The organism is Bradyrhizobium sp. LVM 105 (assembly GCF_003957705.1).
GTDB classification, from domain to species: Bacteria; Pseudomonadota; Alphaproteobacteria; order Rhizobiales; family Xanthobacteraceae; genus Bradyrhizobium; species Bradyrhizobium frederickii.
In genome coordinates, this window is the sequence record NZ_QZMV01000013.1 from 13,563 (window position 1) to 39,415 (window position 25,853).

The window sequence follows — 25,853 nt, forward strand, 5'->3', positions numbered from 1 at the left end:
AGTGTGGCTCTCTCCCCTCGTCATTGCGAGCGCAGCGAAGCAATCCAGGGTCTTTCAGTTGAGGGATTCTGGATTGCTTCGTCGCAAGGGCTCCTCGCAATGACGGGGATAGTGGATTCGTCCCCCGAAAGAAGCCCCTCTACGGCTTCAGCGTCTCCAGAAACCGCACCGCCTCGCCCTGCGCGGGCGTCACCAGCTCGCCCTGCCACATCACGCGGCGGCCGCGGATGAAGGTGCCGACGGGCCAGCCGGTGACGCGCAGTCCGTCATAAGGCGTCCAGCCGGCCTTGGACGCGACCCATTTGTTGGTGATGGTCTCGCTGCGCTTGAGGTCGACGATGGTGAAGTCGGCGTCGTAGCCGGCGGCGATGCGGCCCTTGCAGGCCATGTTGTAAAGGCGCGCGGGACCGGCGCTGGTGAGGTCGACGAAGCGCGCCAGAGAGAGCCGGCCCGCGTTGACGTGGTCGAGCATCAGCGGCACCAGCGTCTGCACGCCGGTCATGCCGGAGGGCGAGGCGGGGTAGGTCTTCTGCTTCTCCTCCAGCGTATGCGGGGCATGGTCGGAGCCGAGCACGTCGATGATGCCCTGCTCGATGCCGCGCCAGATGCCGGCGCGGTGATCGGCGCCGCGCACCGGCGGGTTCATCTGCGCCAGCGTGCCGAGGCGCTCATAGCATTCGGGCGCGGCCAGCGTCAGGTGATGCGGCGTCGCCTCGCAGGACGCGACGTCCTTGTGGTCGCGCAGGAATTCGATCTCTTCCTTGGTGGAGATGTGCAGCACGTGAATGCGCCTGCCGGTCTCGTGCGCGAGCTTGACCAGGCGCTGCGTCGCCATCAGCGCCGCGGTTTCGTCGCGCCACACCGGATGCGAGCGGGCATCGCCCTCGATGCGCAGCGATTTGCGGTCGTTGAGGCGGTACTCGTCCTCGGCATGGAAGGCGGCGCGGCGGCGGATCACCTGGAAGATGCGGCGCAGGCTTTCGTCGTCCTCCACCAGCAGCGCGCCGGTCGAGGAGCCGATGAACACCTTGACGCCGGCACAGCCGGGCGCGCGCTCCAGCACCGGCAGGTCCTGCACGTTCTCGCGGGTGCCGCCGATGAAGAAGGCGAAATCGCAATGCATGCGGTGATAAGCGCGCTTCACCTTGTCGGTGAATTCGGTCTCTGTCACCGTCAGCGGCGCGGTGTTCGGCATCTCGAACACGGCGGTAACGCCGCCCATCACGGCGCTGCGCGAACCGGTCTCGAGGTCTTCCTTGTGCGTCAGGCCGGGCTCGCGGAAATGCACCTGCGTGTCCATCACGCCGGGCAGGATGTGCAGGCCCTTGCAGTCGATCACCTCGGCGGCACTGCCTTGCGACAAAGGACCCAGCTCGGCAATACGGCCACCGGTGATGCCGATGTCGCGAACACCCTCGCCGTCCTGGTTGACGACGGTGCCATTCTTGAGGATCACATCGAAGCGCTGGGTCATGGCTGAAGGCCTCTCTCGTCCCCAAGCGCAGGGCTCGAGGTCTTGTCGTTTGTGCCTCGCGGGCTTACGTTCCGGAGCAACATGTCGCAAGAGATTTTCGCATGAAATCAGCGTTTCTTCCCGACCGGGGCGTGGTCAAGGTCGCGGGCGAGGACGCGCGCAACTTCCTCAACGGCCTGGTCACGACCGACCTCGACAAGCTGAAGCCAGGCCTGGGGCGATTCGGCGCGTTGCTGACGCCGCAGGGCAAGATCATCGTCGATTTCCTGATCACCGAGGTGCCCGCGGGCCATGGCGGCGGGTTCCTGATCGACTGCCCGAAAGCGCTGGCAGATAACCTCGCCACCAAGCTGAAATTCTACAAGCTGCGCGCCAAGGTCACGGTGGAAACTCTCGATCTCGGCGTGCTCGCGGCCTGGGACGGCCAGCCCGCGGCGCAGCCGGATCTTGCCTTCACTGATCCGCGCAACGATGCGCTCGGCTATCGCATCCTCGTCCCCGAGGATCTCAAGCAGAAGCTGTCCGACCTGATCGGGGCCGAACTGGTCGATGCCGCCGAATACGAGGCGCACCGCATCGCGCTCGGCGTGCCGCGCGGCGGGCTCGATTTCATGTACGGCGACGCCTTCCCGCACGAGACCAACATGGATCGTCTCGCCGGCGTCGATTTCGACAAGGGCTGCTATGTCGGCCAGGAGGTCGTCTCGCGCATGCAGCACCGCGGCACCGCGCGCACCCGCAGCGTGAAGGTGCTGCTCGACGGCGCCTCGCCCGAAGCCGGCGCGACCATCCTCGCCGGCGACAAGCCGGTCGGCACCATCGGCTCGACGTCCGGCGGCAAGGGCATTGCCCTGGTGCGCATCGACCGTGTCGCAGACGCGCTCGATGCCGGCCAGCCCCTCACCGCGGGCGGGCTCGCCTTGAAACTTGCCGACCCCGACGTCGTGCGCATTCCAACCAAGCCCTCCATCGCATGAGCCGCGCTCCCCGCCTGCATCCCGACGGCCTGACACGTTGCCCCTGGCCGGGCGATGATCCGCTCTATGTCGCCTATCACGACACCGAATGGGGCGTGCCGGAATATGACGACCGCGCGCTGTACGAGAAGCTGATGCTCGACGGTTTTCAGGCCGGCCTGTCCTGGATCACGATCCTGCGCAAGCGCGACAATTTCCGCAAAGCCTTCGACGATTTCCAGCCGGAGAAGATCGCGCGCTACACGCCCAAGAAGGTGCATGCGCTGATGAACGATGCCGGTATCGTTCGCAACAAGGCCAAGATCGACGGCGCGATCCTCAGCGCCAAGTCGTATCTCGACATCATGGAGAAGGGTCCGGGCTTCTCGAAGCTGCTGTGGGACTTCATGGACGGCAAACCCAAGGTCAACCATTTCAAGACCACGGGAAGCGTGCCCGCCTCGACGCCGCTGTCGGTGCAAATCTCGAAGGAGCTGTCCTCGCGCGGCTTCAAGTTCGTCGGCCCGACCATCGTCTATGCCTTCATGCAGGCGACAGGCATGGTCAACGACCATCTCGTCGACTGCCATTGCCACGCGACCTGCGGCAAGACGCAGCGCAAGCCGCGCCTCAGGGCCAAATGACCGCGAAGAAGACCGCGAGCGAAGCGCCGTCCCGCGCCTGGCAGCGCATGCTGTCGGGCCGGCGGCTCGATCTGCTCGATCCCTCCCCGCTCGACATCGAGATCGCCGACATCGCGCACGGGCTGGCGCGCGTCGCGCGCTGGAACGGGCAGACCACCGGCGCGCATATCTTCTCGGTCGCGCAGCATACGCTGCTGGTGGAGGCCGTGCTGCGGCACGAGATGCCGCGCGTCGATCAGCGCATGCGGCTCGCAGCCCTGCTGCACGATGCGCCGGAATATGTGATCGGCGACATGATCTCGCCGTTCAAGGCGGTGCTCGACGGCCACTATAAGGCCGTGGAAAAACGCCTGCTCGGCGCCATCCATATCCGCTTCGGGCTGCCACCGGTACTGCCGGAGGAGACCACGCAGGCCATCAAGGCCGCCGATCGCGGCGCGGCCTATCTGGAAGCGACCGAGCTTGCCGGCTTCAGCGAAAGCGAGGCAAGGCGGCTGTTCGGCAAGGATCCCGGCCTCACCGACAGCGTCCGGCGCGACTACCTGACGCCCTGGACCGCGGCGCGGGCCGAGAAGCAGTTTCTGGAGCGGTTCGGCGCGGTGTTTGCGTAGCTTCATCCCTTGGTAGGGTGGGCAAAGCGAAGCGTGCCCACGAGACCAGGCGGGATGCGCGCAATTGCGAGACGGTGGGCACGGCGCTTTGCGCCTTTGCCCACCCTACGAGCGCTTGTTATAGTCGCGGCAAAAAGGTCCGCCATGATCCACGTCTGCTCCCTCGCCGCGCTTCCCGAAACCGTCCGTCTCACCGGGGCCAGCCATGTGCTGACCGTGATGGCCAATGTCGAGCAGGTGGCGCGGCCGGTCTCCGTGCTGCCGGCCAATCATCTCAAGGTGTCGATGGACGACATCACCGAGGAGCTGGACGGATTCGTCGCACCGTCCGAGGCGCATATCGATCAGGTGCTGAATTTCGTGCGCGGCTGGGACCGCAGCGCACCGCTGGTGGTGCATTGCTATGCCGGCATCAGCCGCTCCACCGCGAGCGCGTTTGCGGCGGTCTGTGCGCTCAATCCAAACCGCGACGAACTCGAGATCGCCAGGAAGATCCGCGCGGCCTCGCCGATCGCCTCGCCGAACCGGCGCATCGTCGGCCTTGCCGACCGAGCCCTCGGCCGCAACGGCCGCATGCTGCGCGCGCTCGACGAGATCGGCCCGGGCGCGATGATGGTCGAGGGCCGTCCCTTCGTGATCGAGCTCGAATGAGAGTTGCCCGCCACAAGGCAGGTGCGCTCCCTCTCCCGCTTGCGGGAGAGGGTCGGGGAGAGGGTGTCTCCGCAGCGGGACAATCCCCTAGAGGAGAAAGCCCTCTCCCGGCGCTACGCGCCGACCTCTCCCGCAAGCGGGAGAGGTTACAGCGAGTCCGCGGCGAGACCATCGCAATCAATCATGCGATCATCGTCGCATGAGCGAGGCGCTCCTGACGCCGATCGAGATCGGCCTGACCGCGGCGATCGTCGCGATCGAGGGCCATGAGCCGCTGATCCTCACCGCGCTCGGCAGTGACGGGCTGGCCGGCCTGCCGTTCGGCCCGTTCGACGCACTCGCGCACCGCACCTTCGAGATCGGCCTGCGCGCCTGGGTCGAGGAACAGGCGGGCTTGCGGCTCGGCTATGTCGAGCAGCTCTACACCTTCGGCGATCGCGGCCGTCATGCCGAGGCCGGCGACACCGGGGCGCATATGGTGTCGATCGGCTATCTCGCGCTGACGCGTGCGGTGGATGGCGAGCTCGCAGCCAACGCGGCGAGCTTCGCGCCATGGTATCGCTTCTTCCCCTGGGAAGACTGGCGCGAGGAGCCGCCGGCGATCATCGCCCGCGACATCATCCCCGCGCTGACCGAGTGGGCCGCGGAGGAGACGCCGGAGACGACTCGCGCGCTGCCGCGCAAGGACCGCGTGCGGTTCTGCTTCGGCCTCGACGGGGCGGCCTGGGACGAAGAGCGCGTGCTCGACCGCTACGAGCTGATGTACGAGGCCGGGCTCGTCGAGGAGGCGCGGCGCGACGGCCGCCCTGCGGCATTAGCGCGCAAGACGCTGCCTCCGCTCGGGACCTCGATGCGGTTCGACCACCGCCGGATTCTCGCCACAGCGATCGCGCGGCTGCGTGCAAAACTGAAGTATCGTCCTGTCGTGTTTGAACTTTTGCCGCCCGAATTCACACTTACCGAACTGCAGCATACGGTGGAGGCGATCTCCGGCCGGCATCTGCACAAGCAGAATTTCCGCCGCCTGGTCGAAATGGAAGCCCTGGTCGAACCGACCGGGGTGATGTCGACACAGACGGGCGGACGGCCGGCGGCGCTCTACCGCTTCCGCCGCGACGTGCTCCAGGAGCGGCCCGCACCGGGCTTGCGCGTACGCTCCCGGCGCTAGATCCTGGGATTTGCGCGATCGGCCCCTGCCCGCCGGTCGCCTGGAGGCTTCATGTTCGACGGCCCGTTTGACGTCTTTGCGCTGATCATCGCGATCGTCGCCTTCCTGATCGCAATCAAGGCCTCCAGCCAGGCGGCCGAGCTGCGCCGGCGACTGAACGGGCTCGAAGAGAGATTCTACGCGCAACGGCCGGTCCAGCCGCCGCCGCTCATGCCGGTGCAGGAGCAGGCGCCCGCCTCCGCGACGATGGCCGCCGAGCCGCCGCCGCTTGCGCCTGAGTCCGAGCCGGCGCCGCCTCCGTCCGTCACCGAACAGGCGTCGCCGCCGCCGCTCGCAGCGAGCGTCTCCGCCGATGCACCGCCTCCCCTGCCTGCGTCCGCGCCTGATAGTCGAGAACCCGGCTTCGAGGAGCAGCTCGGCACGCGCTGGGTGGTGTGGATCGGCGGCCTTGCGCTCGCGCTCGGCGGCTTCTTCATGGTGCGCTATTCGATCGAGGCCGGCCTGCTCGGCCCCGGCGTACGCGTGTTCCTGGGCGGCCTGTTCGCAGCCGCGCTGCTGGGCGCCGGCGAATGGACCCGGCGCAAGGAGAGCATCTCCAACATCGCGGCGCTGCCGATCGCCAACATCCCCGCGATCCTCACCGCGGCCGGTACGGCTGTGGCGTTCGCCACCATCTATGCCGCCTACGCGCTCTACGGCTTCCTCGTGCCCGCCACCGCCTTCGTGCTGCTCGGCATCGTGGCGATGTGCACGCTCGCTGCCGCGCTGCTGCATGGACCCGCGCTCGCCGGCCTCGGCGTGGTCGGCGCCTTCGTGACGCCGGTGCTCGTCTCCAGCGGCAAGCCGGACTATTGGGCGCTCTACGTCTATCTCGCCGTCGTCACCGCCGCGAGCTTCGGCCTCGCCCGCATCCGGCTGTGGCGCTGGCTTGCGGTCACCACGATCGCCTTCGCCGTGCTCTGGCTCTTCCCCGGTCTCGACGCCGAGCAGGTCCAGGTCGCGCCGCACGCCTTCCATGTCATCGCGGGCTTCGTGCTGGCCGCGCTGCTCGTCGTCTGCGGCTTCATGTTCGGACCTGCAATCGAGGACGGCGAGATCGAGCCGATCTCGTCGGGCTCGCTCGGTGCCTATCTGTTCGGCGCGATGCTGATCGTGCTGTCGAGCGCGCATGCCGACCTGGCGCTGATCGCCTTTGCGCTGCTGGTCGGCGGCACGCTGCTCGTCGCCTGGCGCGCGCCGGCGGCGACCGGCGCGCTCGGCGCGGCCGCAGCGGCGGTCTTCATCGTGTTCGCCGAATGGGCGGTGCGCGCCAATCCTGACATGCTGGTGCTGCCGGGCGGTGCGATGTCCGGCGTCGGGCCCGGCGCGACCGACAGCTCCGTGACGTTGCATCTGGTGACGGCCGCGATTTTCGCCGCCGGCTTCGGCATTGCCGGCTTCCTCGCGCAGGGCCGCTCGAATTCGGCGATCATCCCAGTGGTGTGGTCGGCTGCTGCGGTCGCAACACCGATCGCGATCCTCGTTGCGCTCTACGCGCGTATCGCCCATCTCGACCGCTCGATCCCGTTTGCGATCCTCGCGGTGCTGCTCGCCGCGGCCTTCGGCGCGGCGACCGAGGCGCTCACGCGCCGCGAGACCCGGCCGGGCAGCATGATCGCCACCGCCTTGTTCGCAACCGGCACGCTCGGCGCGCTGGCGCTGGCGCTGACCTTCGCGCTGGAGAAGGGCTGGCTGACGATCGCGCTGGCGCTGATGTCGCTCGGCACCGCCTGGATCTCGCTGCAGCGGCCGATCCCGTTCCTGCGCTGGCTCGCCGCCATTTTCGCCGGGCTCGTCACCGCGCGCATCGCCTACGACCCACGCATCGTCGGCGACGCCGTCGGCACCACGCCGATCTTCAATTGGCTGCTCTGGGGCTACGGCCTGCCGGCGGCCTCGTTCTGGGGCGCGAGCGTCTTCCTGCGCCGCCGCGCCGACGATCCGCCGCTGCGCATGGTCGAGGCGGCCGCGATCCTGTTCACCGCGCTGCTTGCCTTCATGGAGATCCGGCACTTTGCGACCAATGGCCGGATGACCTCGCCGCCGTCACTGCTCGAATTCGCGCTGCAGGTCTGCGTCACGCTCGCAATGGCGATCGGGCTGGAGCGTTTGCGACTGAGGAGCCACAGCATCGTGCACAATGTCGGGGCGGTCGTGCTCACGGCGATTGCCGGGTTCATCAGCGTGTTCGGTCTCTTGATCCTGGAGAACCCGATGCTGCTCTCCAGCGTCAATGTCGGCGGCCTCGTCTTCAACCTGTTGCTGCTCGGCTACGCGCTGCCGGCGGTGCTGATGCTGCTGCTGTCCTATGCGGTGGCGGGCCATCGCTCCGTCGCCTACGCCAACACGATCGCTGGCGGCGCGCTGGTGTTCGCGCTGAGCTATGTGACGCTGGAGATCCGCCGCTTCTATCACGGCCCGGTGCTGCTCTACGGCGGCACCACGAGCGCCGAGCAATACACCTATTCGATCGGCTGGCTGGCGTTCGGCGTGGTCCTGCTCGGCGTGGGAGTCCTGGTCAATTCGGAGCGTGCGCGGCTGGCCTCTGCCGCCGTCATCGCGCTGACCATCCTCAAGGCCTTCGCCGTCGACGTATGGACGCTGACAGGCGTCTACCGCGCGCTGTCCTTCATGTGCCTCGGCGTCGTGCTGGTGGCGATCGGCTGGCTGTACCAGCGCATCCTGTTCCGGCGGCAGGTCGTTCCGCCGCCGGCTCCGCAGCCGAACGTGTAAAAATCAGGCCGCGCGGACCGATTGCAGGAACTGCGCGACCTCGACCTTCAGGCGGGTGCTGTCGGTCGCCAGCGACTTCGCTGCCGAAAGCACTTCACCCGAGGCCGAGCCGGTGTCGATCGCACCGCGCTGGACGTCGGTGATGTTGGACGAGACCTCCTGGGTGCCGAGGGCGGCCTGCTGGACGTTGCGCGAAATCTCCTGCGTCGCGGCGCCCTGCTCCTCGACAGCGGCGGCGATGGCCGAGGCCACCTCGGACAGCCGCTCGATGGTACCGCCGATCTCCTGGATGGCGCCGACGGATTCCTGCGTCGCGGCCTGAATCCCCGCGACCTGCGCCCCGATCTCGCCGGTCGCCTTCGCGGTCTGCTCGGCCAGCGCCTTGACCTCGGATGCGACGACGGCAAATCCGCGGCCGGCTTCGCCGGCGCGCGCCGCCTCGATGGTCGCATTCAGCGCCAGGAGGTTGGTCTGGCCCGCGATGGTGTTGATCAGCTCGACGACGTCGCCGATGCGGGAGGCCGCCTGCGACAGCGCGTTGACGCGGTCGTTGGTCCGCGCCGCCTGCTCGACGGCTTCCGCGGCCATCCGCGCCGAATCCTGCACGCGGCGGCTGATCTCGGTGATGGACGACGACAGCTCCTCCGAGGCGGACGCCACGGCCTGGACGTTGGTGGAGGCTTCCTCGGACGCAGCCGCAACGACGGTTGCGAGCTGCTGGCCGCGCTGCGCCGTACCGCTCAGCGTAGCCGCGGAGGCCTCGAGCTCGGTCGAGGCCGACGACACCGTCTCGACGACCTCGCCGATCATGGCCTCGAAATTGCGCGTGATGGCATCGACGCGGCGGCCGCGTTCGATCTTGGCCTCGGCGTCGCGCGCGGCCGCCTCGTCGGCGGCCTTCTTGGCGATCAGCGCCTCCTTGAATATCTGCAGCGCATCCGCCATCGAGCCGATCTCGGTCTTCTCGCCGCGATGCGGCACCTCGGCGGAGAGGTCTCCCTCGCCGAGCGACTGCATCGGCTTGATGATCGAGGCAATGCCGCGAGAGACGTCACGCACGAGATAATAGGCGGCGCCGATCGCGATCACGACGGAGAGGACGATGATGCCGACCAGCACGCGGAAGATCAACGCGTAGCTGTCGGCCGCCTGCTTCGTCTCCAGCTCGGCGCCCCGATTATTGAGCTCGATGCCCTTCTGCAGCAGCGGATCGGCGGCCTGGGCCATCTTCGCGACCTTGGTCTGCAACATCTCGTTGGCATCGGTCGGGAAACGGCCGACGCTCTTGCGTGACAGTGCCATCGTCTCCTGCACGCCGTTCAGATACTCGGCCCACGCCTTGCTCCATTGCTCGTAGAGTGCGCGCTCTTCCGCGACCGTGATCAGCGGTTCGTAGACCTTGCGCGTCTTCTCGATGCGCTCGCGCAGCGGCGCCATGCGTTTCTCGGCGGCGTCCTTGCCTTCGATGCTCTCCTGCATCAGGTGAAGCCGCAGGACGACGCGCAGCTCGTTGATGTCGGCCCGCATGGAGCCGAGCGCACGCACGCTCGGCAGCCAGCTCTGCGCGATCTCGACCGTGTGGGCGTTGATGTTCTGCATGGTGCCGATCGCCATCACGCCGACACCGGCGAGCGAGAGAACGAGGACCGACAACACGGTCAAGAGCTTGAAGACGATCGACAGTTTCGACATCACACAAATCCTAACGAAGCCTGGCAACGCGCACGTCGCCCGCGCCACAGTCGTCCCGATGGACGACCGAGCGGAGGTCAGTTCAACAATGCTGGCTGGTTCTTATCCCGTAAGATTGCGCCAATAATTGCAAACAGGCGTTAACAGGAAGCTACGTTGAATTACGGAACTCGGCAGCGCCGCCATCATATGTTCGGCAACCATCTGTTGCAGGACGGCGCGATCGCGCGGCGCCATTACCGCGGCACCGCCTTGGGTATCTCGAACAAGGATGGCCGGCGACTCAGGCCGCCCGCGCCGTCTGAAGGACGCGCGCGACCTGCCGAGGAATATCGCCGTCAGGCGGCGCGCACGGTGTCGAGAAACTTGCCGACCTCGAGCTTGAGGCGGTTGCTGTCGCCGGACAGCATCTGGGCGGCGGACAGCACCTGCGAGGAGGCCGAACCGGTCTCGCTCGCGCCGCGCTGCACGTCCATGATGTTGGACGACACCTGGTGCGTGCCTGCCGCCGCCTGCTGCACGTTGCAGGAAATCTCCTGCGTCGCCGCGCCCTGCTCCTCGACGGCAGCCGCGATCGTCGAGGAGATCTCCGACAGCTTCTCGATGGTGTGACTGATGTCCTTGATCGCACCGACGGAATGCTCGGTGGCAGTCTGGATGCTCGCGATCTGCTGGCCGATCTCGCCGGTCGCCTTCGCGGTCTGTTCAGCCAGCGCCTTGACCTCGGAGGCGACGACGGCAAAGCCGCGGCCCGCCTCGCCGGCGCGCGCGGCCTCGATGGTTGCGTTGAGCGCCAGGAGATTGGTCTGACCGGCGATGGTGTTGATCAGCTCGACCACGTCGCCGATCCGCGCCGCAGCGGCGGAGAGCTCCCCGACGCGGTCGGTCGTGGTGCGGGCCTGGCTCACCGCCTCGCCCGCGACGCGGGCGGATTCCTGCACCTGGCGGCTGATCTCGGTGATCGACGACGACAGCTCTTCGGTCGCCGAGGCCACCGACTGCACATTGGTGGACGCTTCCTCGGAGGCGGAAGCAACCATGGTGGTGAGCTCCTGTCCGCGCGACGCGGTTGATGTGAGCGTCGACGCCGAGGCTTCCAGTTCGGTCGAGGCCGAGGACACGGTATCGACGATCTCACCGATCGCGGCCTCGAAGCTGTCCGCGAGCTTGTGCATCTCGGCCTTGCGCTGCGCAGCCGCGATCTGGTCCTGCCTGATCTTGGCCTCGGCCTCTTCGCGCGCCTTCTGTTCTGACACGATCTTGAATTTCTCGACGGCCGCAGCGACGCCGCCGACCTCGTCCTTGCGGCCGAGCCCGGGCAGCACCACGGAGAAATCGCCGCCGGCGAGCTTGTCCATGGCCACGGTGAGCGACCGGATGGGCCGGGCGATGGTCAGGAACGACATCAGCCAGGAGCCGACGAGGACGAGCATGGCGAATGCGCCGACCAGCATCGCAAGCTGCTCGCTCGATCTCATTTGGTCAGCGGCCGCAGCATTCTTCTCTTCGGACCTAAGGTTCGCGTAATCGGCGATCTGGCTGATCAGCCCGTCCAGTTGGGCTGCGATCGGCAGCGTGAGCTCGCGCGCCATGCGAATGGCATCTTCATTGAGCTTCGCGGCGCGCGGCGCGGCGTCTGCACCGCTCGCGGCCAAGGCTTCGCCACGGACAGCGGCGATCTGCTGCGCAGCCTTTCCGTAGTCCGCGGCCAATGATCTCAGTTTCTCCATCCGGGCGCGGTTCTCGGCCTCGTGAGAAAGTCTCAGCATGGCATCGACCAGCAAGCCCATCGAGGTCTGCTGATTGCCCAGAGCCTGGATGGCCTTCTGAAGATCTGCCGCGTTGTTGGCGAGACGAAGGTCCCGCACGGCGAGTTGCATGCCGCGAACCGCAACTTCGGCCCTGATTGCGTCGCGGGCGATTTCCCGCTGCGCAAGTGCGCTCTGGCTGGTCTCGCGGACGCTGGCATTGCCGAGCATCTGGCTTGCGATCATGGCTGCAACCAGGAACACCCCGAGCGCTGAAGCAATCGCCAGCTTGGTCCCGATCCTCAAATTCTGAGCAAGGCTCAACATGGGTCTCTTCCCCCGAAGGAAATGCGCGCAGCCGAGTCGTTGTCGGCTTCCCTTGGCGTTGATCGCGCCCTTGCCCAAAAATTGAGCGCCTCACATTCCGATTTGGTTAACGAGGTCCCTCGCAGAAATACTGATTTTTACCACAAACGATTGAACTCGAAGAGAATTTCTCTCGCCTTGGTTGTAAATTGCAGCTGGAGGTCGGGTTCAGGAAGCCTTGCATCCGGCGCTCTCGCCGACGAGGCTGATGCGAAAGACCGGCTTCTTGTTCTCGTCGAGCAGCTCCATGCACCACTCGGCGTTCGGCTTCAGGCTGCGCGCGATGCCGCCGAGCAAGTTGGCGCAGACCTCCGTCATCTCGTTCCAGGCGGCCGCGCGATCCTCGAACTCGTACGGCTGGTCGGCGGCGCCGGAATAGCGACCGGTACTGATGCGGAAGAAGTACAGCGACATCGTTGAACCCTTTTATCGGGCCGCGCCCCCCGGCCGTACGCAAACTGAAGCGCGAACAACTACCAACGCATGAAAGCCGCCGTCCGTATGACTACGGCGCGGCGGCTTCGTGTTCGATGGAGGTCTTTGTCGACAAAGTGTTGCGGGCCGCCCCGCAGGGCCGTCTCACTGGGTCGAGCGGCGCAGCTCCAGCGGGGCCTCGTTCTTGGCGGGCTCGGACCTGACTTCGGCCTTCACCGGCTCGAGCCGGCTGCTCTCGACGCGCGGCGTCTCCACGCGCGCGGCGACCTCGGTGTTGGCCGGGCTGACCGACCCGGTGTGCTCCGGCCTGCGCAGCGAGCGCGGCCGCGCCGCAGCGCGCGCCATCAGCATCTGGTTGCCGCCCTGATGATGGAAGTCGCAATAGGCGAAGCCCATGCCCGACACGGAGCCGCGGAAGCTGCGATCGTCGGTCTTTTCCAGGTTGAAACAGGGCTCGAACGGAATCCCCTTGATCGAGGCGCAGACGTTCTGGCCGCGGATCTGGAGCGTATTGCCGGGCAGACGGAGATGCTTGACCGGGCCTGCGCCCGAGAACTGCACCGCACCGGCTGCGCCGAGATCGTCGAGGATGCGGCCTGCACCGCGGGTGCCGTCGAAACAGGTGAAGGCAAACACTTTGCCGGCGACGAAGCGACGGGCCTCGTCGGCGTTCATGCTTCCGGCAATGGCCGGCGCAAACGTTGCTGCCGCCGTGACAGCCCCCAACACAATACGCGCAAGCATGCTCAACTCCGAACCGACCCCCGCAGCGGGCGATGCCTTATCTCTTTACCCGCTGCTTACCATACCAACCATGGCGACATTGAAGCAGCTTGGTTGGTAAAGTCTGAACGCCGTTAGACAATTTTTACCACGATGCGGCCGCGCACCTCACCGGCCAGGATCTTCGCGCCCCAATCCGAAACCTCGGCCAGCGAAATTTCCTTAGTAATTTCAGCAAGTTTTGCCCGATCCAGATCGGATGCGAGGCGCTGCCAGGCGGCCCTTCTGGGCTCGATCGGACACATCACGGAATCGATGCCGAGAAGGCACACTCCGCGCAAAATAAACGGGGCCACGGAGGACGGCAGGTCCATGCCCGCCGCCAGGCCGCAAGCCGCGATCGCTCCGCCATATCGCGTCATCGAGAGCAGATTGGCGAGGGTGGTCGAGCCGACGCTGTCGACGCCACCGGCCCAGCGCTCCTTGGCGAGAGGTTTGGCCGGCGCCGACAGGTCGTTGCGGTCGATGATTTCGGCAGCTCCCAGGTGCTTCAGATAGTCGGCCTCCGAGGCCCGGCCGGTCGAGGCGATGACGTGATAGCCGAGCTTCGAGAGCACGGCGATCGCGACCGAGCCGACGCCGCCGGCGGCACCGGTCACCACCACCGGGCCGCTCTTCGGCGACAGGCCGTGCTTCTCCAGCGCCAGCACCGAGAGCATCGCCGTGAAGCCGGCGGTGCCGATCGCCATGGCATCGCGCGCCGAGAGCCCTTGCGGCAACGCGACCAGCCAGTCGCCCTTCACCCGCGCCTTCTCGGCATAGGCGCCGAGATGGGTCTCGCCCATGCCCCATCCGGTGCAGACCACCTTGTCGCCCGTCTTCCACTGCGGATGCGAGGAGGCTTCGACCGTGCCGGCGAAGTCGATGCCGGCGATCATCGGGAAGCGGCGCACCACCGGCGCCTTGCCGGTGAGCGCCAGGCCGTCCTTGTAGTTCAGCGTCGACCATTCCACGCGGACGGTGACGTCGCCGTCCATCAGCTCGGCTTCGTCGAACTGCGTGAGCGCGGCGGTGGTGCCCTTGTCCGCCTTGTCGATCCGGATCGCCTTGAATGTGGCCACGACTGAACTCCCTGACTTGTTTGTCGTGGATGTTTAGCCGATCAGGCCGGCTGCGCAACCGCCCGAGCCACCGGTTTCTCCACTATCGGAAGATTGATCAGCGCGGAGAGCACACCGAACAGGATCGAGAGCCACCAGATCGGCGTGTAGGAACCGAATTTCTCGAACACGATGCCCCCTAGCCAGACACCGAGGAAACCGCCGACCTGATGGCTGACGAAGGCGAAGCCATAGAGCGTGGCAAGCCAGCGCGTGCCGAACATCAGCGCCACCAGCGCCGAGGTCGGCGGCACCGTCGAGAGCCAGGTCAGGCCGGAGATCGCACCGAACGCGATCGCCGAGAACGGCGTGATCGGGAACGAGATGAAGGCGAGCGTCGCCAGCGCGCGCGTGAAGTAGATGGTCGAGAGGATGTAGCGCTTGGGCACTGAGTTCTGGAGATAGCCGACGCTCAAGGAGCCGATGATGTTGAACAAGCCGATTGCCGCGATCACCCAGCCGCCGGTTTGCGCGGAGATGCCGCGATCGACCAGGAAGGCCGGCAGATGCACGGTGATGAAGGCAAGCTGAAATCCGCAGGTGAAGAAGCCGAGCACCAGCAGCACATAGGAGCGGTGGCCGAACGCTTCGGCAAGCGCCCTGGTGAAGCTCTGCTCATCCGCGGGCGCGGCGTTCGCCGAATGTGCCACCGGCGGCGTCGAGAGTGCCAGCGACAGCGGGATGATCAGCAGCATCAGGAAGCCGAACACGGAGAGCGCCTGCTGCCAGCCGAAATTGTCGATCAGCGCGACGCCGATCGGGGCGAACAGGAATTGGCCAAACGAGCCCGCGGCGGTGCCGGCACCGAGCGCAAGACCGCGCTTCTCGGCCGGCAGGAGCTTGCTGAATGCCGACAGCACCAGGTTGAAGGAGCAGCCGGCAAGACCGAAGCCCACCATGACGCCGGCACCAATGTTGAGCGAGAGCGGCGTCGACGAGTAACGCATCAGGATCAGGCCGCCGGCATAGAGCAGCGCGCCAACGCACATCACCCGGAACAGGCCGAAGCGATCGGCCACGGCTCCGGCGAAAGGCTGCCCCAAGCCCCACAGCAGGTTCTGCACCGCGATCGCGAGCCCAAACACGTCGCGGCCCCAGGAGAATTCGTGGCTCATCGGCTGCACGAAGAAGCCGAGCGCCGAGCGCGGACCGAAGCCGAGCATGCCGATCGCGCAACCGCACAGAATGATGACGGCCGGGGTGCGCCAGTTGGAGGAACGCTGGGCCGGAGCAAGTTCGCTCGCTGATGTCGACATGGTGCTCCTCGTCTGTCATTGGCGGAGTCGCAAAGCCGCCGCCGCGAGCGTGCCATTTAATGCACTTGCATGAAAATCCCAAGCTAAAAACGGTTGCATTCCACGAGGAGCTGTCGCCGGAGCATTGCATTTCGATGTGGCCTCGAGGCATCGGCCCGGCCTGACGGAAATGTGTGCGGCCGGATCTGGCGATCCCCGGCAGAGCATGCTATGTTTGATTTGCTCAGACTGAGTATATTTAACCCGATGAAATCCGCGCTGGCCTCTCGGCCGGCATTTTCGGGCCTCATATATACTCAAATTGAGCATAATTACTTGTAAGGGAGGCTTCGATGCCGATCGCTGGAATTTACGGCCCCGACGACTTTGCCAACCGGCCCCAGGGCCAAGTCACCGCCTCCCCCCGTGCCGCACCGGCACGAACGGGAGCCGCGCTGCCGACGCCCTCACTGGCATGGACGCCGGAGGTCGCACGCGCCACCGCGCCGCTCTATGAGCGCGTGAAGCATGTGATCCCGCCGATCGAGTGGCCGCTGATGGCGCCAACGATCCTGGCGATCAACGAGCTGAAGCGCGCCCGCGGCGCGGTGATCCTCGCGCACAATTACCAATCCCCCGAGATCTTCCACTGCGTCGCAGATATCGGCGGCGACTCGCTCCAGCTCGCCGTCGAAGCCACCAAGGTGAAGGCCGGCATCATCGTCCAGTGCGGCGTGCATTTCATGGCGGAGACCTCGAAACTGCTCAATCCGGACAAGATGGTGCTGATCCCCGACGCACGCGCCGGCTGCTCGCTTGCCGCCAGCATCACCGGCGCCGACGTGCGGCTGCTCCGCGAGCGCTTCCCCGGCGTTCCTGTCGTCGCTTACGTCAACACCTCGGCCGAGGTGAAGGCCGAGGTCGACATCTGCTGCACCTCGTCGAACGCGGTGCAGGTGGTCGAGAGCCTTGGCGCTCGAAGCGTGATCTTCCTGCCCGATCGCTATCTCGCAACTTACGTGGCCTCGAAGACTGACGTGAGGATCATCGCCTGGAAGGGCGCCTGCGAAGTGCACGAGCGTTTCAAGGGCGAAGAGCTGCGTGCTTTCCGCGAGGCCGATCCCTCGGTGCAGATCATCGCGCACCCCGAATGTCCGCCGGACGTGCTGGCGGAAGCCGACTTCACCGGCTCGACCGCGCACATGATCAACTGGGTGCGTGAGCGGCGGCCGCGGCGGCTGGTGATGATCACGGAATGCTCGATGGCCGACAATGTGCGCGCCGAGCTGCCCGACGTCGAGATGCTGCGCCCCTGCAATCTCTGCCCGCATATGAAGCGCATCACGCTCGCGAACATCCTGGACAGCCTGCTGACGCTCCGTGAGGAGGTGACGATTGATCCCGCGCTCGCGGAGAGGGCAAGGCGATCGGTCGAGCGGATGATCAATCTGAAGAATTGAGTGCGAAGAGCAGCAGCACACACAGCTGTCGTCCCGGACAAGCGCAGCGCAGATCCGGGACGGCGGAGTGAACGGAGAGAATTATGACCAACAACATCCACAACCTCACCCGCACCGACGACGTCGTCATCGTCGGCGGCGGTCTTGCCGGATTGTTCTGCGCGCTGAAACTCGCGCCGCGGCCGGTGACGCTGATCTCGGCCGCACCGCTCGGACAGGGCGCCTCATCCGCATGGGCGCAAGGCGGCATCGCGGCGGCGGTGGCCGAAGGCGACACGCCGGAGGCGCATGCTGCCGACACCGTCGCGGTTGGTGGCGGTCTCGTCGATGAAGCAGTTGCGCTTGGAATTGCACGCGAGGCCATACGTCGCATTCACGATCTCCTGTCCTATGGCGTGCCGTTTGATCGCGATCTCGAAGGAAAGCTCGCGGTCGGGCGGGAAGCTGCGCACTCGGCCCGGCGCATCGTGCACGTGCGCGGCGACGGGGCGGGCGCCGCGATCATCGCGGCCTTGAGCGAGGCGGTGCGCCGGACGCCGTCGATCCGCGTCATCGAAGGACTAGTCGCCGAAGCCCTCTTGACCGGGGATGGCGCCGTCGCCGGGCTTCAATTGCGCGACGCCGGCAATCCCGCGGCGCGGCCGCTCCTGCTCGCCGCGCGCGCGGTGATGCTTGCCACCGGCGGCATCGGACATCTCTATGCCGTCACCACCAATCCGCTCGAAGCCAGCGGCTCGGGCCTTGCCATCGCGGCGCGCGCCGGCGCCGTGATCGCCGACCCCGAATTCGTCCAGTTCCACCCGACCGCGATCATGACCGGAGGCGATCCGGCGCCGCTCGCCACCGAAGCCCTGCGCGGCGAAGGCGCGACGCTGGTCAACGGCAACGGCGAGCGCTTCATGGCGGCGCGCCATCCGCTCGCGGAGCTCGCGCCACGCGACATCGTGGCCCGCGGCGTGTTCGCCGAGATCGCGGCCGGGCGCGGCGCCTTCCTCGATGCACGGGCGGCGCTGGGCGCGCGCTTCGCCGACAGGTTCCCGACCGTGCATGCGAGCTGCATCGCCGCCGGCATCGATCCGGCGAGGCAAGCCATCCCGATCGCGCCCGCCGCGCACTACCATATGGGCGGCATCGCGGTAGACGCCCGCGGCCGCAGCTCGATCGACGGGCTCTGGGCCGGCGGCGAGGTGTCGTCGACCGGCGCGCACGGCGCCAACCGGCTGGCCTCGAATTCGCTGCTCGAGGCCGTCGTCTATGCCGCGCGCATCGCGGACGACATTGCCGGCCATGTGCTCCCCTCGCCTGCCCGCCTTCCCGATGCACCGATCGCCTCGGGCGGCGGCACGCCGGATGCCGCAACCGTAAAGCGGCTGCGGGCGATGATGAGCGCCCATGTCGGCGTGATCCGCGACGATCACGGCCTTATGGAAGCCGTGCACCACTTCGCCACGCTCGAACGCGAGGCAACGAGCATCGCGCTGCGCAACATGGCAACGTCCGCCCTGCTTGTCGCCGCCTCGGCGTGGAGCCGGCGCGAAAGCCGCGGCGCGCATTTCCGCATCGACCACCCGACGGATGTTCCCGCGCTGGCGCAGCGAACGATGACCACGCTCGCCGCTGCGCGCGAGGTCGCCGAAAGCCTGAACGCGCGGCCATTGCCGCGCAGCGCCCAGCCCCCTGATCGCCTGAAGGAAGCCCCGATGACCCCGACCTCACTGCTCTATCCCGACGCCTTCATCTCGCCGCTCGCAATCGACGCGGCCGTGCAGCGCGCGCTCGACGAGGACCTCGGCCGCGCCGGCGACATCACCTCGCTTGCGACGATCCCGGAAGCAACCAGTGCCCGGGCGGTCCTGGTCGCGCGCCAGTCCGGCGTGATCGCCGGCTTGCCGCTCGCGCTCGCGACGCTGCAAAAGCTCTCGGCCGACATCGAGGTACGCGCCCATGTCCGTGACGCCGCACGCGTCGCACGCGGACAGCAGGTGCTGACGATCTCGGGCCCCGCGCGCGCCATTCTCACCGCGGAGCGGTGTGCGCTGAACTTCGTCGGCCGCCTGTCGGGCGTCGCAACGTTGACGGCGGATTATGTCGCGCGCACCGAAGGCACGAAGATGCGCATCTGCTGTACGCGCAAGACCACGCCGGGTCTCAGGGCGCTGGAAAAATACGCGGTGCGCTGCGGCGGCGGCTTCAACCACCGCTTCGGTCTCGACGATGCGATCCTGATCAAGGACAACCACATCGCGGTCGCCGGCGGCATCCGTCCGGTGCTGGAGCGCGCCCGCGCCCACGCCGGCCATCTCGTCAAGGTCGAGATCGAGGTCGACACGTTGTCGCAATTGCGCGAGGTGCTCGACACCGGGCTCGCCGACGCCGTGCTGCTCGACAACATGGATCTTGCGACGCTGCGGGAGGCCGTCAGGCTCAACGAGGGCCGCCTCAAGCTCGAGGCGTCCGGCGGGGTCACGCTCGATTCGATCGCCGCCATCGCCGCGACCGGCGTCGATTACGCGTCGGCCGGCGCCCTGACGCATTCAGCGCCGAATTTCGACTGCGCGCTGGATATCGAGGCGTGATTGGCACTCTAACGCCTCCACAACGTCATGGCCGGGCTTGTCCCGGCCATCCACGCCTTGCCACACTGCAGGGAGAACGTGGATGCCCGGGCCTTCGCCGCGCCGAAGCGGCTACGGCCGCGCAGGCGGGACAAGCCCGGGCATGACGACCTCTTTTTTTGAACGGCTACCTCCGCTCGCTCGCACCCAACTCCGCGGAGCTCTTGGCTTGCTGGGCGAGCTCGGCGGAGAGCGCGGCGGTCTGGGCCGGCGTGCCCCAGCTCGGCTCTTCGCTGCCGTCGCCCCAGGCGCGCGGGCGGTAGAAGGTGTGCACGCCGGTCTTGTACATCTTCTTCATCTCGGCGACCCAGGACGGGCGCACCCAATAGGCGTGATAGTGCGTGGATTTGCCGACCTCGGGCAGCCAGATCTGACCGTCGAGCATGGCCTTGGCGATCTTCTTGGCGCGCTCCCACATCTCGGGCTCGCGGATCACGTCGGTATTGTTGTCGCAGGCAAAGGTGAACTGGCAGGCGAGATGACGATGCTTGTTCTGATAGACCGCGCCGCACACGGTGTCCGGATATTTGCCGGAGAACACGCGGTTCATCACCACTTGCGCGACGGCCATCTGGCCGCGGACGGCCTCGCCGCGGGACTCGAAGTAGACCGCTTCGGCAAGGCACTTCTCGGACTTGGCGCGCGACTTGTCGTCGAGCGCGAGCCGTTCCGCCGGCGACCTCGTGCGCTGGTTGTCGGCATTGACCTCGCCCTTCGGCGCAACGCTCTCGCCGCTCTCGACGTCCTTGGCAATCTCCACTGTGGGCGGCGTCAGCGCGGCCGTCACCTTCATGTCGGGATCGGGCATCACGATCAGCGGCTCGGCGCCGGGTTGCCAGCTCTCGATTCTCTCCAGATTGCCGCCGAGCGAGGAGCTGCCGAAGAACAGGTTCGAGGTCTTGACGCTGAAGGGATCGCGCGACGGCGCGGGCGCCGTTGCAGACCGCTTGAACGCCTCGAGCGGCGCGGTCGCGAGCGCGCGCGCGGCGTCGCTGGCCTGCGGCGCGTTGGTGTATTGCGGCAGCGGCGGCGCGCGCAGCGCTTCCTGAAGCTCGGGGTCGAGCGCAGCCGCTGATTCCGGCGACATCGGCCGTGGCAGGGCGGCGGTCTTGGCGCCGAACACCGAGCTGTTCGACGTCGCAGGATCTTCCTGCGCCGGTGCTGCCGCGGGCGCGGCCGTCTCCGGAGCCTCGCCCGGTGTAACAATTGCGAGGCGATCGCCCTTCATGGAGCGATCGACCTTGGGAAAATCGGACGCCTGATAGCGCGGCGCGGTCTGCAGCGCCGGATTGCGGCTGATCGCGCCGGTGACGTCGCGGACATCGAGGCTCGCGAGGCGCGCCATCGCGCTCTGCGGAACCGAGGTGCCGATGGGGCGCGAAAAACTGTAGGTCGCGAGCTGGATCGAGGACGCCGCGGAGAACACCTGCTTCTGCCAACGCTCGGCGACGCCGGGTTGACGCGCCAGCAAAGAAGCAATGTCCTGATAGCCGGTCTCTCTCGGCATCAATGCGAAGATGCAGAGACCGATGCCGAAGGACGCGAACCGCGCGCCCTTCGGATGGTTACGCAACACTGACATCAACACGCTCACGCTACGCTTACGCCAGAAAAATCGAGCCGCAGTACATCCGTGCAATTCGATCTTTATCGTAAGTATCCAATTTAGGTTGCCGGGGCGTTAATCGGCGTTGCGCGTGCAGCACACTCAAGCGAACACAGGTGTTTTCACGGGGCGATGCTGCGCGTTGGTAAATGCGTCGTCACGTGAAGCGGTAAACAACCGGTCAACGCGAATGGTGAAGGAACTCTTGACGGCGCGTATCATGGCGGGGCGCGCGAGTGGTTCCCGGCGTTGCGCAAAGCGCGTCCGCATCACCACCGGTGTCATGCTCTGCGAAAGCGGGGCATCCAGTACGCCGCGGCTTCTCGATTCAATCAGTGCTGCCTCGGCGTACTGGATCGCCCGGTCGAGCCGGGCGATGACAGCGAGTGTGTGGCGAGCGCGTCCCACGATCTCCGTCATTGCGAGCGCAGCGAAGCAATCCAGAGTCTTTCCGCAGAAGCAGTCTGGATTGCTTCGTCGCAAGGGCTCCTCGCAATGACGAGAGGAGAGACCGTCGCTCAAAATGAAAGAGGCGGGGTTTTGGCCCCGCCTCTTTTGCATTCACATCTGCGCTCGACTTACGCCTGGCTTGCGATCTCCTTGCCGAGCGCGGCTTGTGCGGCGGCAAGGCGGGCGATCGGCACGCGGTAGGGCGAGCAGGAGACGTAGTCGAGACCGATATGGTGGCAGAAGGCGACCGAGGCCGGATCGCCGCCGTGCTCGCCGCAGATGCCGACCTTGAGCTTCGGACGCGTCTTGCGGCCGCGCGCGACGCCGATCTTGACCAGCTCACCGACGCCCTCCTGGTCGAGCGCGATGAAGGGATCGACCGAGAGGATGCCTTTGGATACGTAGGTCCCGAGGAAGCTCGCCGCGTCGTCGCGGCTGATGCCGAAGGTGGTCTGCGTGAGGTCGTTGGTGCCGAACGAGAAGAACTCGGCCGACTGCGCGATCTCGCCCGCGAGCAGACAGGCGCGCGGCAGCTCGATCATGGTGCCGACCTGATAGGCCAGCTTGGTGTTGGTCTCGCGCATCACGGCCTGTGCGGTGGCATCGATCCGCGCCTTGACGAGATCGAGCTCGGCCTTGGTCGCGATCAGCGGCACCATCACCTCGAGGCCGACGGCCTTGCCGGTGCGCTTCTCGGCCTCGACCGCCGCCTCGAAGATCGCACGCGCCTGCATCTCGGCGATCTCCGGATAGGCGATCGCGATGCGGCAGCCGCGGAAGCCGAGCATCGGATTGAACTCCGAGAGCTCGCGCGCGCGGTCGGCGAGGCGCCGCGGGTCGGTGTTCATGGCGCGCGCCACTTCCTCGACCTCGGCGTGGGTGTGCGGCAGGAACTCGTGCAGCGGCGGGTCGAGCAGGCGGATCGTGACGGGCAGGCCCTTCATGATCTCGAACAGCTCGACGAAGTCGGCGCGCTGCATCGGCAGCAGCTTGGCGAGCGCGGCGCGGCGGGACTGCTCGTCCTCGGAGAGGATCATCTCGCGTACCGTGCGGATGCGGGTCTCTTCGAAGAACATGTGCTCGGTGCGGCAGAGGCCGATGCCTTCCGCGCCGAACTTGATCGCGGTGCGGGCGTCGTCCGGCGTGTCGCCGTTGACGCGGACGCCGATCTTGCGGACCTGATCGGCCCAGTTCATCAGCGTGCCGAACTCGCCGGACAGCTCCGGCTCGATCATCGGCATGCGGCCGGCGAGCACCTGGCCGAGCGAGCCGTCGATGGTGATGACGTCGCCGGTCTTGAAGGTGCGCGAGCCGATGCTCATGGTGCCGCGGCCGTAATCGACGCGGATGGTGCCGCAGCCGGAGACGCAGGGCTTGCCCATGCCGCGGGCGACGACCGCCGCGTGCGAGGTCATGCCGCCGCGCGTGGTCAAGATGCCTTCGGCGGCGTGCATGCCGTGGATGTCTTCCGGGCTGGTCTCGATGCGGACCAGGATCACCTTGCGCCCATCGGCCTGAAGCTTGGCCGCTTCATCCGAGGAGAACACGATCTCACCGGAGGCCGCGCCGGGCGAGGCCGGCAGGCCGGTCGCGATCACGTCGCGCTTGGCGTTGGGATCGATGGTCGGATGCAAGAGCTGATCGAGCGACGACGGATCGATCCGCGTCACCGCTTCCTTCTTCGAGATCAGGCCTTCATTGGCGAGCTCGACCGCAATGCGCAGCGCGGCTTTCGCGGTGCGCTTGCCGCCGCGGGTCTGCAGCATCCACAGCTTGCCCTGCTCGACCGTGAACTCCATGTCCTGCATGTCGCGGTAGTGCTTTTCGAGCAGCGTGTAGATCCGCGTCAGCTCCTTGAAGGCCTCCGGCATCGCCGATTCCATCGACGCCTTGTCGGAACCCGATTCCTTCCGCGCTTCCTCGGTGATGTCCTGCGGCGTGCGGATGCCCGCCACCACGTCCTCGCCCTGCGCGTTGATCAGGAACTCGCCGTAGAGCTTGCTCTCGCCGGTCGAGGGGTTGCGGGTGAAGGCAACACCGGTCGCCGAGGTCTCGCCCATGTTGCCGAACACCATGGCCTGCACGTTGACCGCGGTGCCCCAGGATTCCGGAATGTCGTGCAGCTTGCGGTAGGTTACCGCGCGCGCATTCATCCAGGATGAGAACACCGCACCGATCGCGCCCCAGAGCTGGTCGTGCGGATCCTGCGGGAAGTCCTTGCCGGTCTCGCGCGCGACCGCGTCCTTGTACTTGCCGACCAGATCGACCCAGTCGTCGGCGGACAGATCGGTGTCGAGCGTATAGCCCTGGCTGTCCTTGAAGGTGTCGAGGATCTCCTCGAAGTGATGATGCTCGAAGCCGAGCACCACGTCGGAGTACATGGTGATGAAGCGGCGATAGCTGTCATAGGCGAAGCGCCGGTCGCCCGACAATTCGGCCAGCGCTTCCACGGTCTGGTCGTTGAGGCCGAGGTTGAGCACGGTGTCCATCATGCCCGGCATCGAGGCGCGCGCGCCGGAGCGCACCGAGACGAGCAGCGGGTTCCTGGTGTCGCCGAAGATCTTGCCGGTCAGCTTGCCGACATGGTCGAGCGCCTTCTCAACCTGCGCCTGCAGCTCCTTCGGATAGGTCTTGCCGTGGGCGTAGAAGTAGGTGCAGACCGAGGTCGGGATGGTGAAGCCCGGAGGCACCGGCAGGCCGAGATTGGCCATCTCGGCGAGGTTGGCGCCCTTGCCGCCGAGCAGGTCGCGCATCTCCGTCCGGCCTTCGGCCTTGCCGTCGCCGAACGTGTAAACCCATTTGCCGGCCTTGGCCGCGGCTGGCGCCGCCTTCGCGGGCGCAGCCTTCTTCGGAGCGGGCCTGGCAGCGACCTTCGGCAGAGCCGCCTTGGTCACAGCCTTTGCCGCCGGCTTTGCTGCGGGCTTGGCAACAGCTTTGGCGACCGGCTTCGGCGCGCTCTTGGCCAGCGCCTTGCGGGCCGGCGGCGCGGCCTTCGCGGCGGCGGAGGACTTTGATTTCGCTGGCATTTTCGCTGGGATTTTCTTGGGCTTCGAGGCGGCTTTGGCCATAGCTTGCACACAACCTGCGAGAGGAATGGGAAATCGCGGGCCTTACACCACTTTGGGCGGGCCCGCGCAAGTCGGACAGTTCCGAAAAGTGAACGCCTAGAAGCGGAGCCACTTCAGGAGCCCAAGCCCGATCGCGCCGTTCACGATGAGGAAGATCGCGACGATCAGGTTCAGAAGCCGCGGCATGATCAGGATGAGCACACCCGCAATCAACGACAGGATCGGCGAAATGTGGGCGACGGTGATGTGCATGAACTATCTTTCTGTGGAGGGGGGCGAATCGCGGGCGGATCATATCCCTCCCGGTTCCGCGAGTAGAGACGCGCAACGGGTGATGCAGGTTCCGGCGCCCACGAAAACTGCCTGAAATTGCCGCGAATGCGGCAGGGCTTTTCCCGGAACATTGCCAACACGCATGCATTGGCAACCGGTCGCGCCACTTGCGCGTCCGAACCATCACCTCGAAGGAGTTGTCCATGCGGAACAGGATTCTTGCTCTTGCAGCGCTCGCGGCCGCGATCGGCTCGCCTCTGGCGGCGCAGGCGCAAACCAGTGTCACCGTCGGACGCGCGCCCGCCGTGGTCGACAGCGGCCCAACCATCGCAGTCGAGCAGCGGCCGGCTTTCCGCGATTACGTCGTCGAACAGCGTGTGCCGGCCTTCAGCATTCCCGATCGTGTCGTAGTCGGCACCACCTTACCCGAGGCGGGCGTCACCTATTATGACGTTCCGCAACGTTTCGGCGCCACCACCTATCGCTACACCGTCGTGAACGGCGAGACAGTGCTGGTCGAGCCGCGCTCGCGCCGCATCGTCGAGGTGCTGGACTGAGACCGACCAAGTGAGTTCGACTAGATGTCCGGCGCGTCACATCAGGCTGGCGCGAGCAGTTCAATCGGACATCAGGCCCCGCCCGGTCTTCCCCCCGCCGGGCGGGGCACTTTTGTGCGCGGTTGTCATTCCGGGGCGCGCGAAGCGCGAGCTATGGTGCGCACTTGCGCACCTGAGAATCCATCGTGC

20 protein-coding genes and 1 pseudogene are annotated in these 25,853 nt (G+C 66.5%); 10 read left to right on the plus strand and 11 right to left on the minus strand.

Annotated elements, in window-relative coordinates:
- Positions 1 to 139 precede the first annotated feature (139 nt).
- Positions 140 to 1,474 (minus strand): dihydroorotase, encoded by a 1,335-nt coding sequence (locus D6B98_RS28710; protein ID WP_126260402.1) that lies wholly within the window; start codon positions 1,472 to 1,474, stop codon positions 140 to 142.
- Between the two features lie 101 nt (positions 1,475 to 1,575).
- Between D6B98_RS28710 and ygfZ the strand changes: the two genes are divergently transcribed.
- The 6 genes from ygfZ to D6B98_RS28740 all read left to right on the plus strand — a co-directional run bounded on the left by ygfZ (position 1,576) and on the right by D6B98_RS28740 (position 8,276).
- A complete protein-coding gene (ygfZ, locus tag D6B98_RS28715) occupies positions 1,576 to 2,451 on the plus strand; it encodes a CAF17-like 4Fe-4S cluster assembly/insertion protein YgfZ (protein WP_126260403.1) in 876 nt (291 codons plus the stop codon).
- Positions 2,448 to 3,074 carry a DNA-3-methyladenine glycosylase I gene (locus D6B98_RS28720; RefSeq protein WP_126260404.1) on the plus strand — a complete coding sequence of 209 codons (627 nt, stop codon included), beginning with the start codon at positions 2,448 to 2,450 and terminating at the stop codon, positions 3,072 to 3,074. The genes ygfZ and D6B98_RS28720 overlap by 4 nt, the downstream gene beginning before the upstream one ends.
- Positions 3,071 to 3,685: a YfbR-like 5'-deoxynucleotidase gene (locus D6B98_RS28725; protein ID WP_126260405.1), complete on the plus strand. Its 615-nt coding sequence runs from the start codon at positions 3,071 to 3,073 to the stop codon at positions 3,683 to 3,685. Before D6B98_RS28720 ends, D6B98_RS28725 begins: the two co-directional genes overlap by 4 nt.
- A 144-nt stretch (positions 3,686 to 3,829) precedes the next feature.
- The gene (locus D6B98_RS28730; protein WP_126260406.1) at positions 3,830 to 4,336 is read left to right on the plus strand and encodes a tyrosine phosphatase family protein; all 507 of its coding nucleotides are present in this window, start codon (positions 3,830 to 3,832) and stop codon (positions 4,334 to 4,336) included.
- Positions 4,337 to 4,535: 199 nt separating this feature from the next.
- A complete protein-coding gene (locus tag D6B98_RS28735; RefSeq protein ID WP_126260407.1) occupies positions 4,536 to 5,504 on the plus strand; it encodes an NUDIX hydrolase in 969 nt (322 codons plus the stop codon).
- Between the two features lie 51 nt (positions 5,505 to 5,555).
- On the plus strand, positions 5,556 to 8,276 hold the full coding sequence (locus D6B98_RS28740; RefSeq protein ID WP_126260408.1) for a DUF2339 domain-containing protein: 2,721 nt from the start codon (positions 5,556 to 5,558) through the stop codon (positions 8,274 to 8,276).
- Positions 8,277 to 8,279: 3 nt separating this feature from the next.
- Here the strand turns inward: D6B98_RS28740 and D6B98_RS28745 are convergent, their stop codons facing one another.
- The 6 genes from D6B98_RS28745 to D6B98_RS28770 form a co-directional block, all read right to left on the minus strand.
- The gene (locus D6B98_RS28745; RefSeq protein WP_164718930.1) at positions 8,280 to 9,968 is read right to left on the minus strand and encodes a methyl-accepting chemotaxis protein; all 1,689 of its coding nucleotides are present in this window, start codon (positions 9,966 to 9,968) and stop codon (positions 8,280 to 8,282) included.
- Between the two features lie 338 nt (positions 9,969 to 10,306).
- Positions 10,307 to 12,043, minus strand: coding sequence for a methyl-accepting chemotaxis protein (locus D6B98_RS28750; RefSeq protein ID WP_126260410.1), 1,737 nt, complete (start codon positions 12,041 to 12,043; stop codon positions 10,307 to 10,309).
- Between the two features lie 207 nt (positions 12,044 to 12,250).
- On the minus strand, positions 12,251 to 12,496 hold the full coding sequence (locus D6B98_RS28755) for a DUF6894 family protein (RefSeq protein WP_126260411.1): 246 nt from the start codon (positions 12,494 to 12,496) through the stop codon (positions 12,251 to 12,253).
- 165 nt (positions 12,497 to 12,661) lie between these two features.
- The gene (locus tag D6B98_RS28760) at positions 12,662 to 13,261 is read right to left on the minus strand and encodes a hypothetical protein (protein ID WP_126260412.1); all 600 of its coding nucleotides are present in this window, start codon (positions 13,259 to 13,261) and stop codon (positions 12,662 to 12,664) included.
- Between the two features lie 113 nt (positions 13,262 to 13,374).
- Entirely contained in the window at positions 13,375 to 14,361 is a 987-nt protein-coding gene (gene acuI / locus D6B98_RS28765; protein ID WP_126260413.1) for an acrylyl-CoA reductase (NADPH), read from the minus strand.
- Positions 14,362 to 14,402: 41 nt separating this feature from the next.
- Positions 14,403 to 15,656, minus strand: a complete 1,254-nt coding sequence (locus tag D6B98_RS28770) for an MFS transporter (RefSeq protein WP_126260414.1) — start codon at positions 15,654 to 15,656, stop codon at positions 14,403 to 14,405.
- Between the two features lie 332 nt (positions 15,657 to 15,988).
- Between D6B98_RS28770 and nadA the strand changes: the two genes are divergently transcribed.
- From nadA to nadC, 3 genes and pseudogenes are all read left to right on the plus strand, one after another.
- Positions 15,989 to 17,095 carry a quinolinate synthase NadA gene (gene nadA, locus D6B98_RS28775; protein ID WP_126260415.1) on the plus strand — a complete coding sequence of 369 codons (1,107 nt, stop codon included), beginning with the start codon at positions 15,989 to 15,991 and terminating at the stop codon, positions 17,093 to 17,095.
- Positions 17,096 to 17,178: 83 nt separating this feature from the next.
- Positions 17,179 to 18,771 (plus strand): annotated as a pseudogene (locus D6B98_RS40690) (L-aspartate oxidase); the annotation flags it as partial.
- A 24-nt stretch (positions 18,772 to 18,795) separates the two neighbouring features.
- Entirely contained in the window at positions 18,796 to 19,671 is an 876-nt protein-coding gene (gene nadC / locus D6B98_RS40695; protein WP_135167794.1) for a carboxylating nicotinate-nucleotide diphosphorylase, read from the plus strand.
- A gap of 166 nt (positions 19,672 to 19,837) precedes the next feature.
- On the opposite strand, the gene D6B98_RS28790 is transcribed toward nadC, so the two are convergent.
- From D6B98_RS28790 to D6B98_RS28805, 4 genes are all read right to left on the minus strand, one after another.
- The gene (locus D6B98_RS28790) at positions 19,838 to 21,292 is read right to left on the minus strand and encodes a cell wall hydrolase (RefSeq protein WP_164718932.1); all 1,455 of its coding nucleotides are present in this window, start codon (positions 21,290 to 21,292) and stop codon (positions 19,838 to 19,840) included.
- Between the two features lie 126 nt (positions 21,293 to 21,418).
- Positions 21,419 to 21,736, minus strand: coding sequence for a hypothetical protein (locus D6B98_RS28795; RefSeq protein WP_164718933.1), 318 nt, complete (start codon positions 21,734 to 21,736; stop codon positions 21,419 to 21,421).
- Positions 21,737 to 21,894: 158 nt separating this feature from the next.
- Positions 21,895 to 24,834, minus strand: a complete 2,940-nt coding sequence (ppdK, locus tag D6B98_RS28800) for a pyruvate, phosphate dikinase (RefSeq protein ID WP_164718934.1) — start codon at positions 24,832 to 24,834, stop codon at positions 21,895 to 21,897.
- Positions 24,835 to 24,930: 96 nt separating this feature from the next.
- Positions 24,931 to 25,086 carry a DUF3096 domain-containing protein gene (locus D6B98_RS28805; protein WP_008562090.1) on the minus strand — a complete coding sequence of 52 codons (156 nt, stop codon included), beginning with the start codon at positions 25,084 to 25,086 and terminating at the stop codon, positions 24,931 to 24,933.
- A gap of 224 nt (positions 25,087 to 25,310) precedes the next feature.
- Between D6B98_RS28805 and D6B98_RS28810 the strand changes: the two genes are divergently transcribed.
- Positions 25,311 to 25,664, plus strand: a complete 354-nt coding sequence (locus D6B98_RS28810; RefSeq protein WP_028134910.1) for a DUF1236 domain-containing protein — start codon at positions 25,311 to 25,313, stop codon at positions 25,662 to 25,664.
- Positions 25,665 to 25,853: the final 189 nt, after the last annotated feature.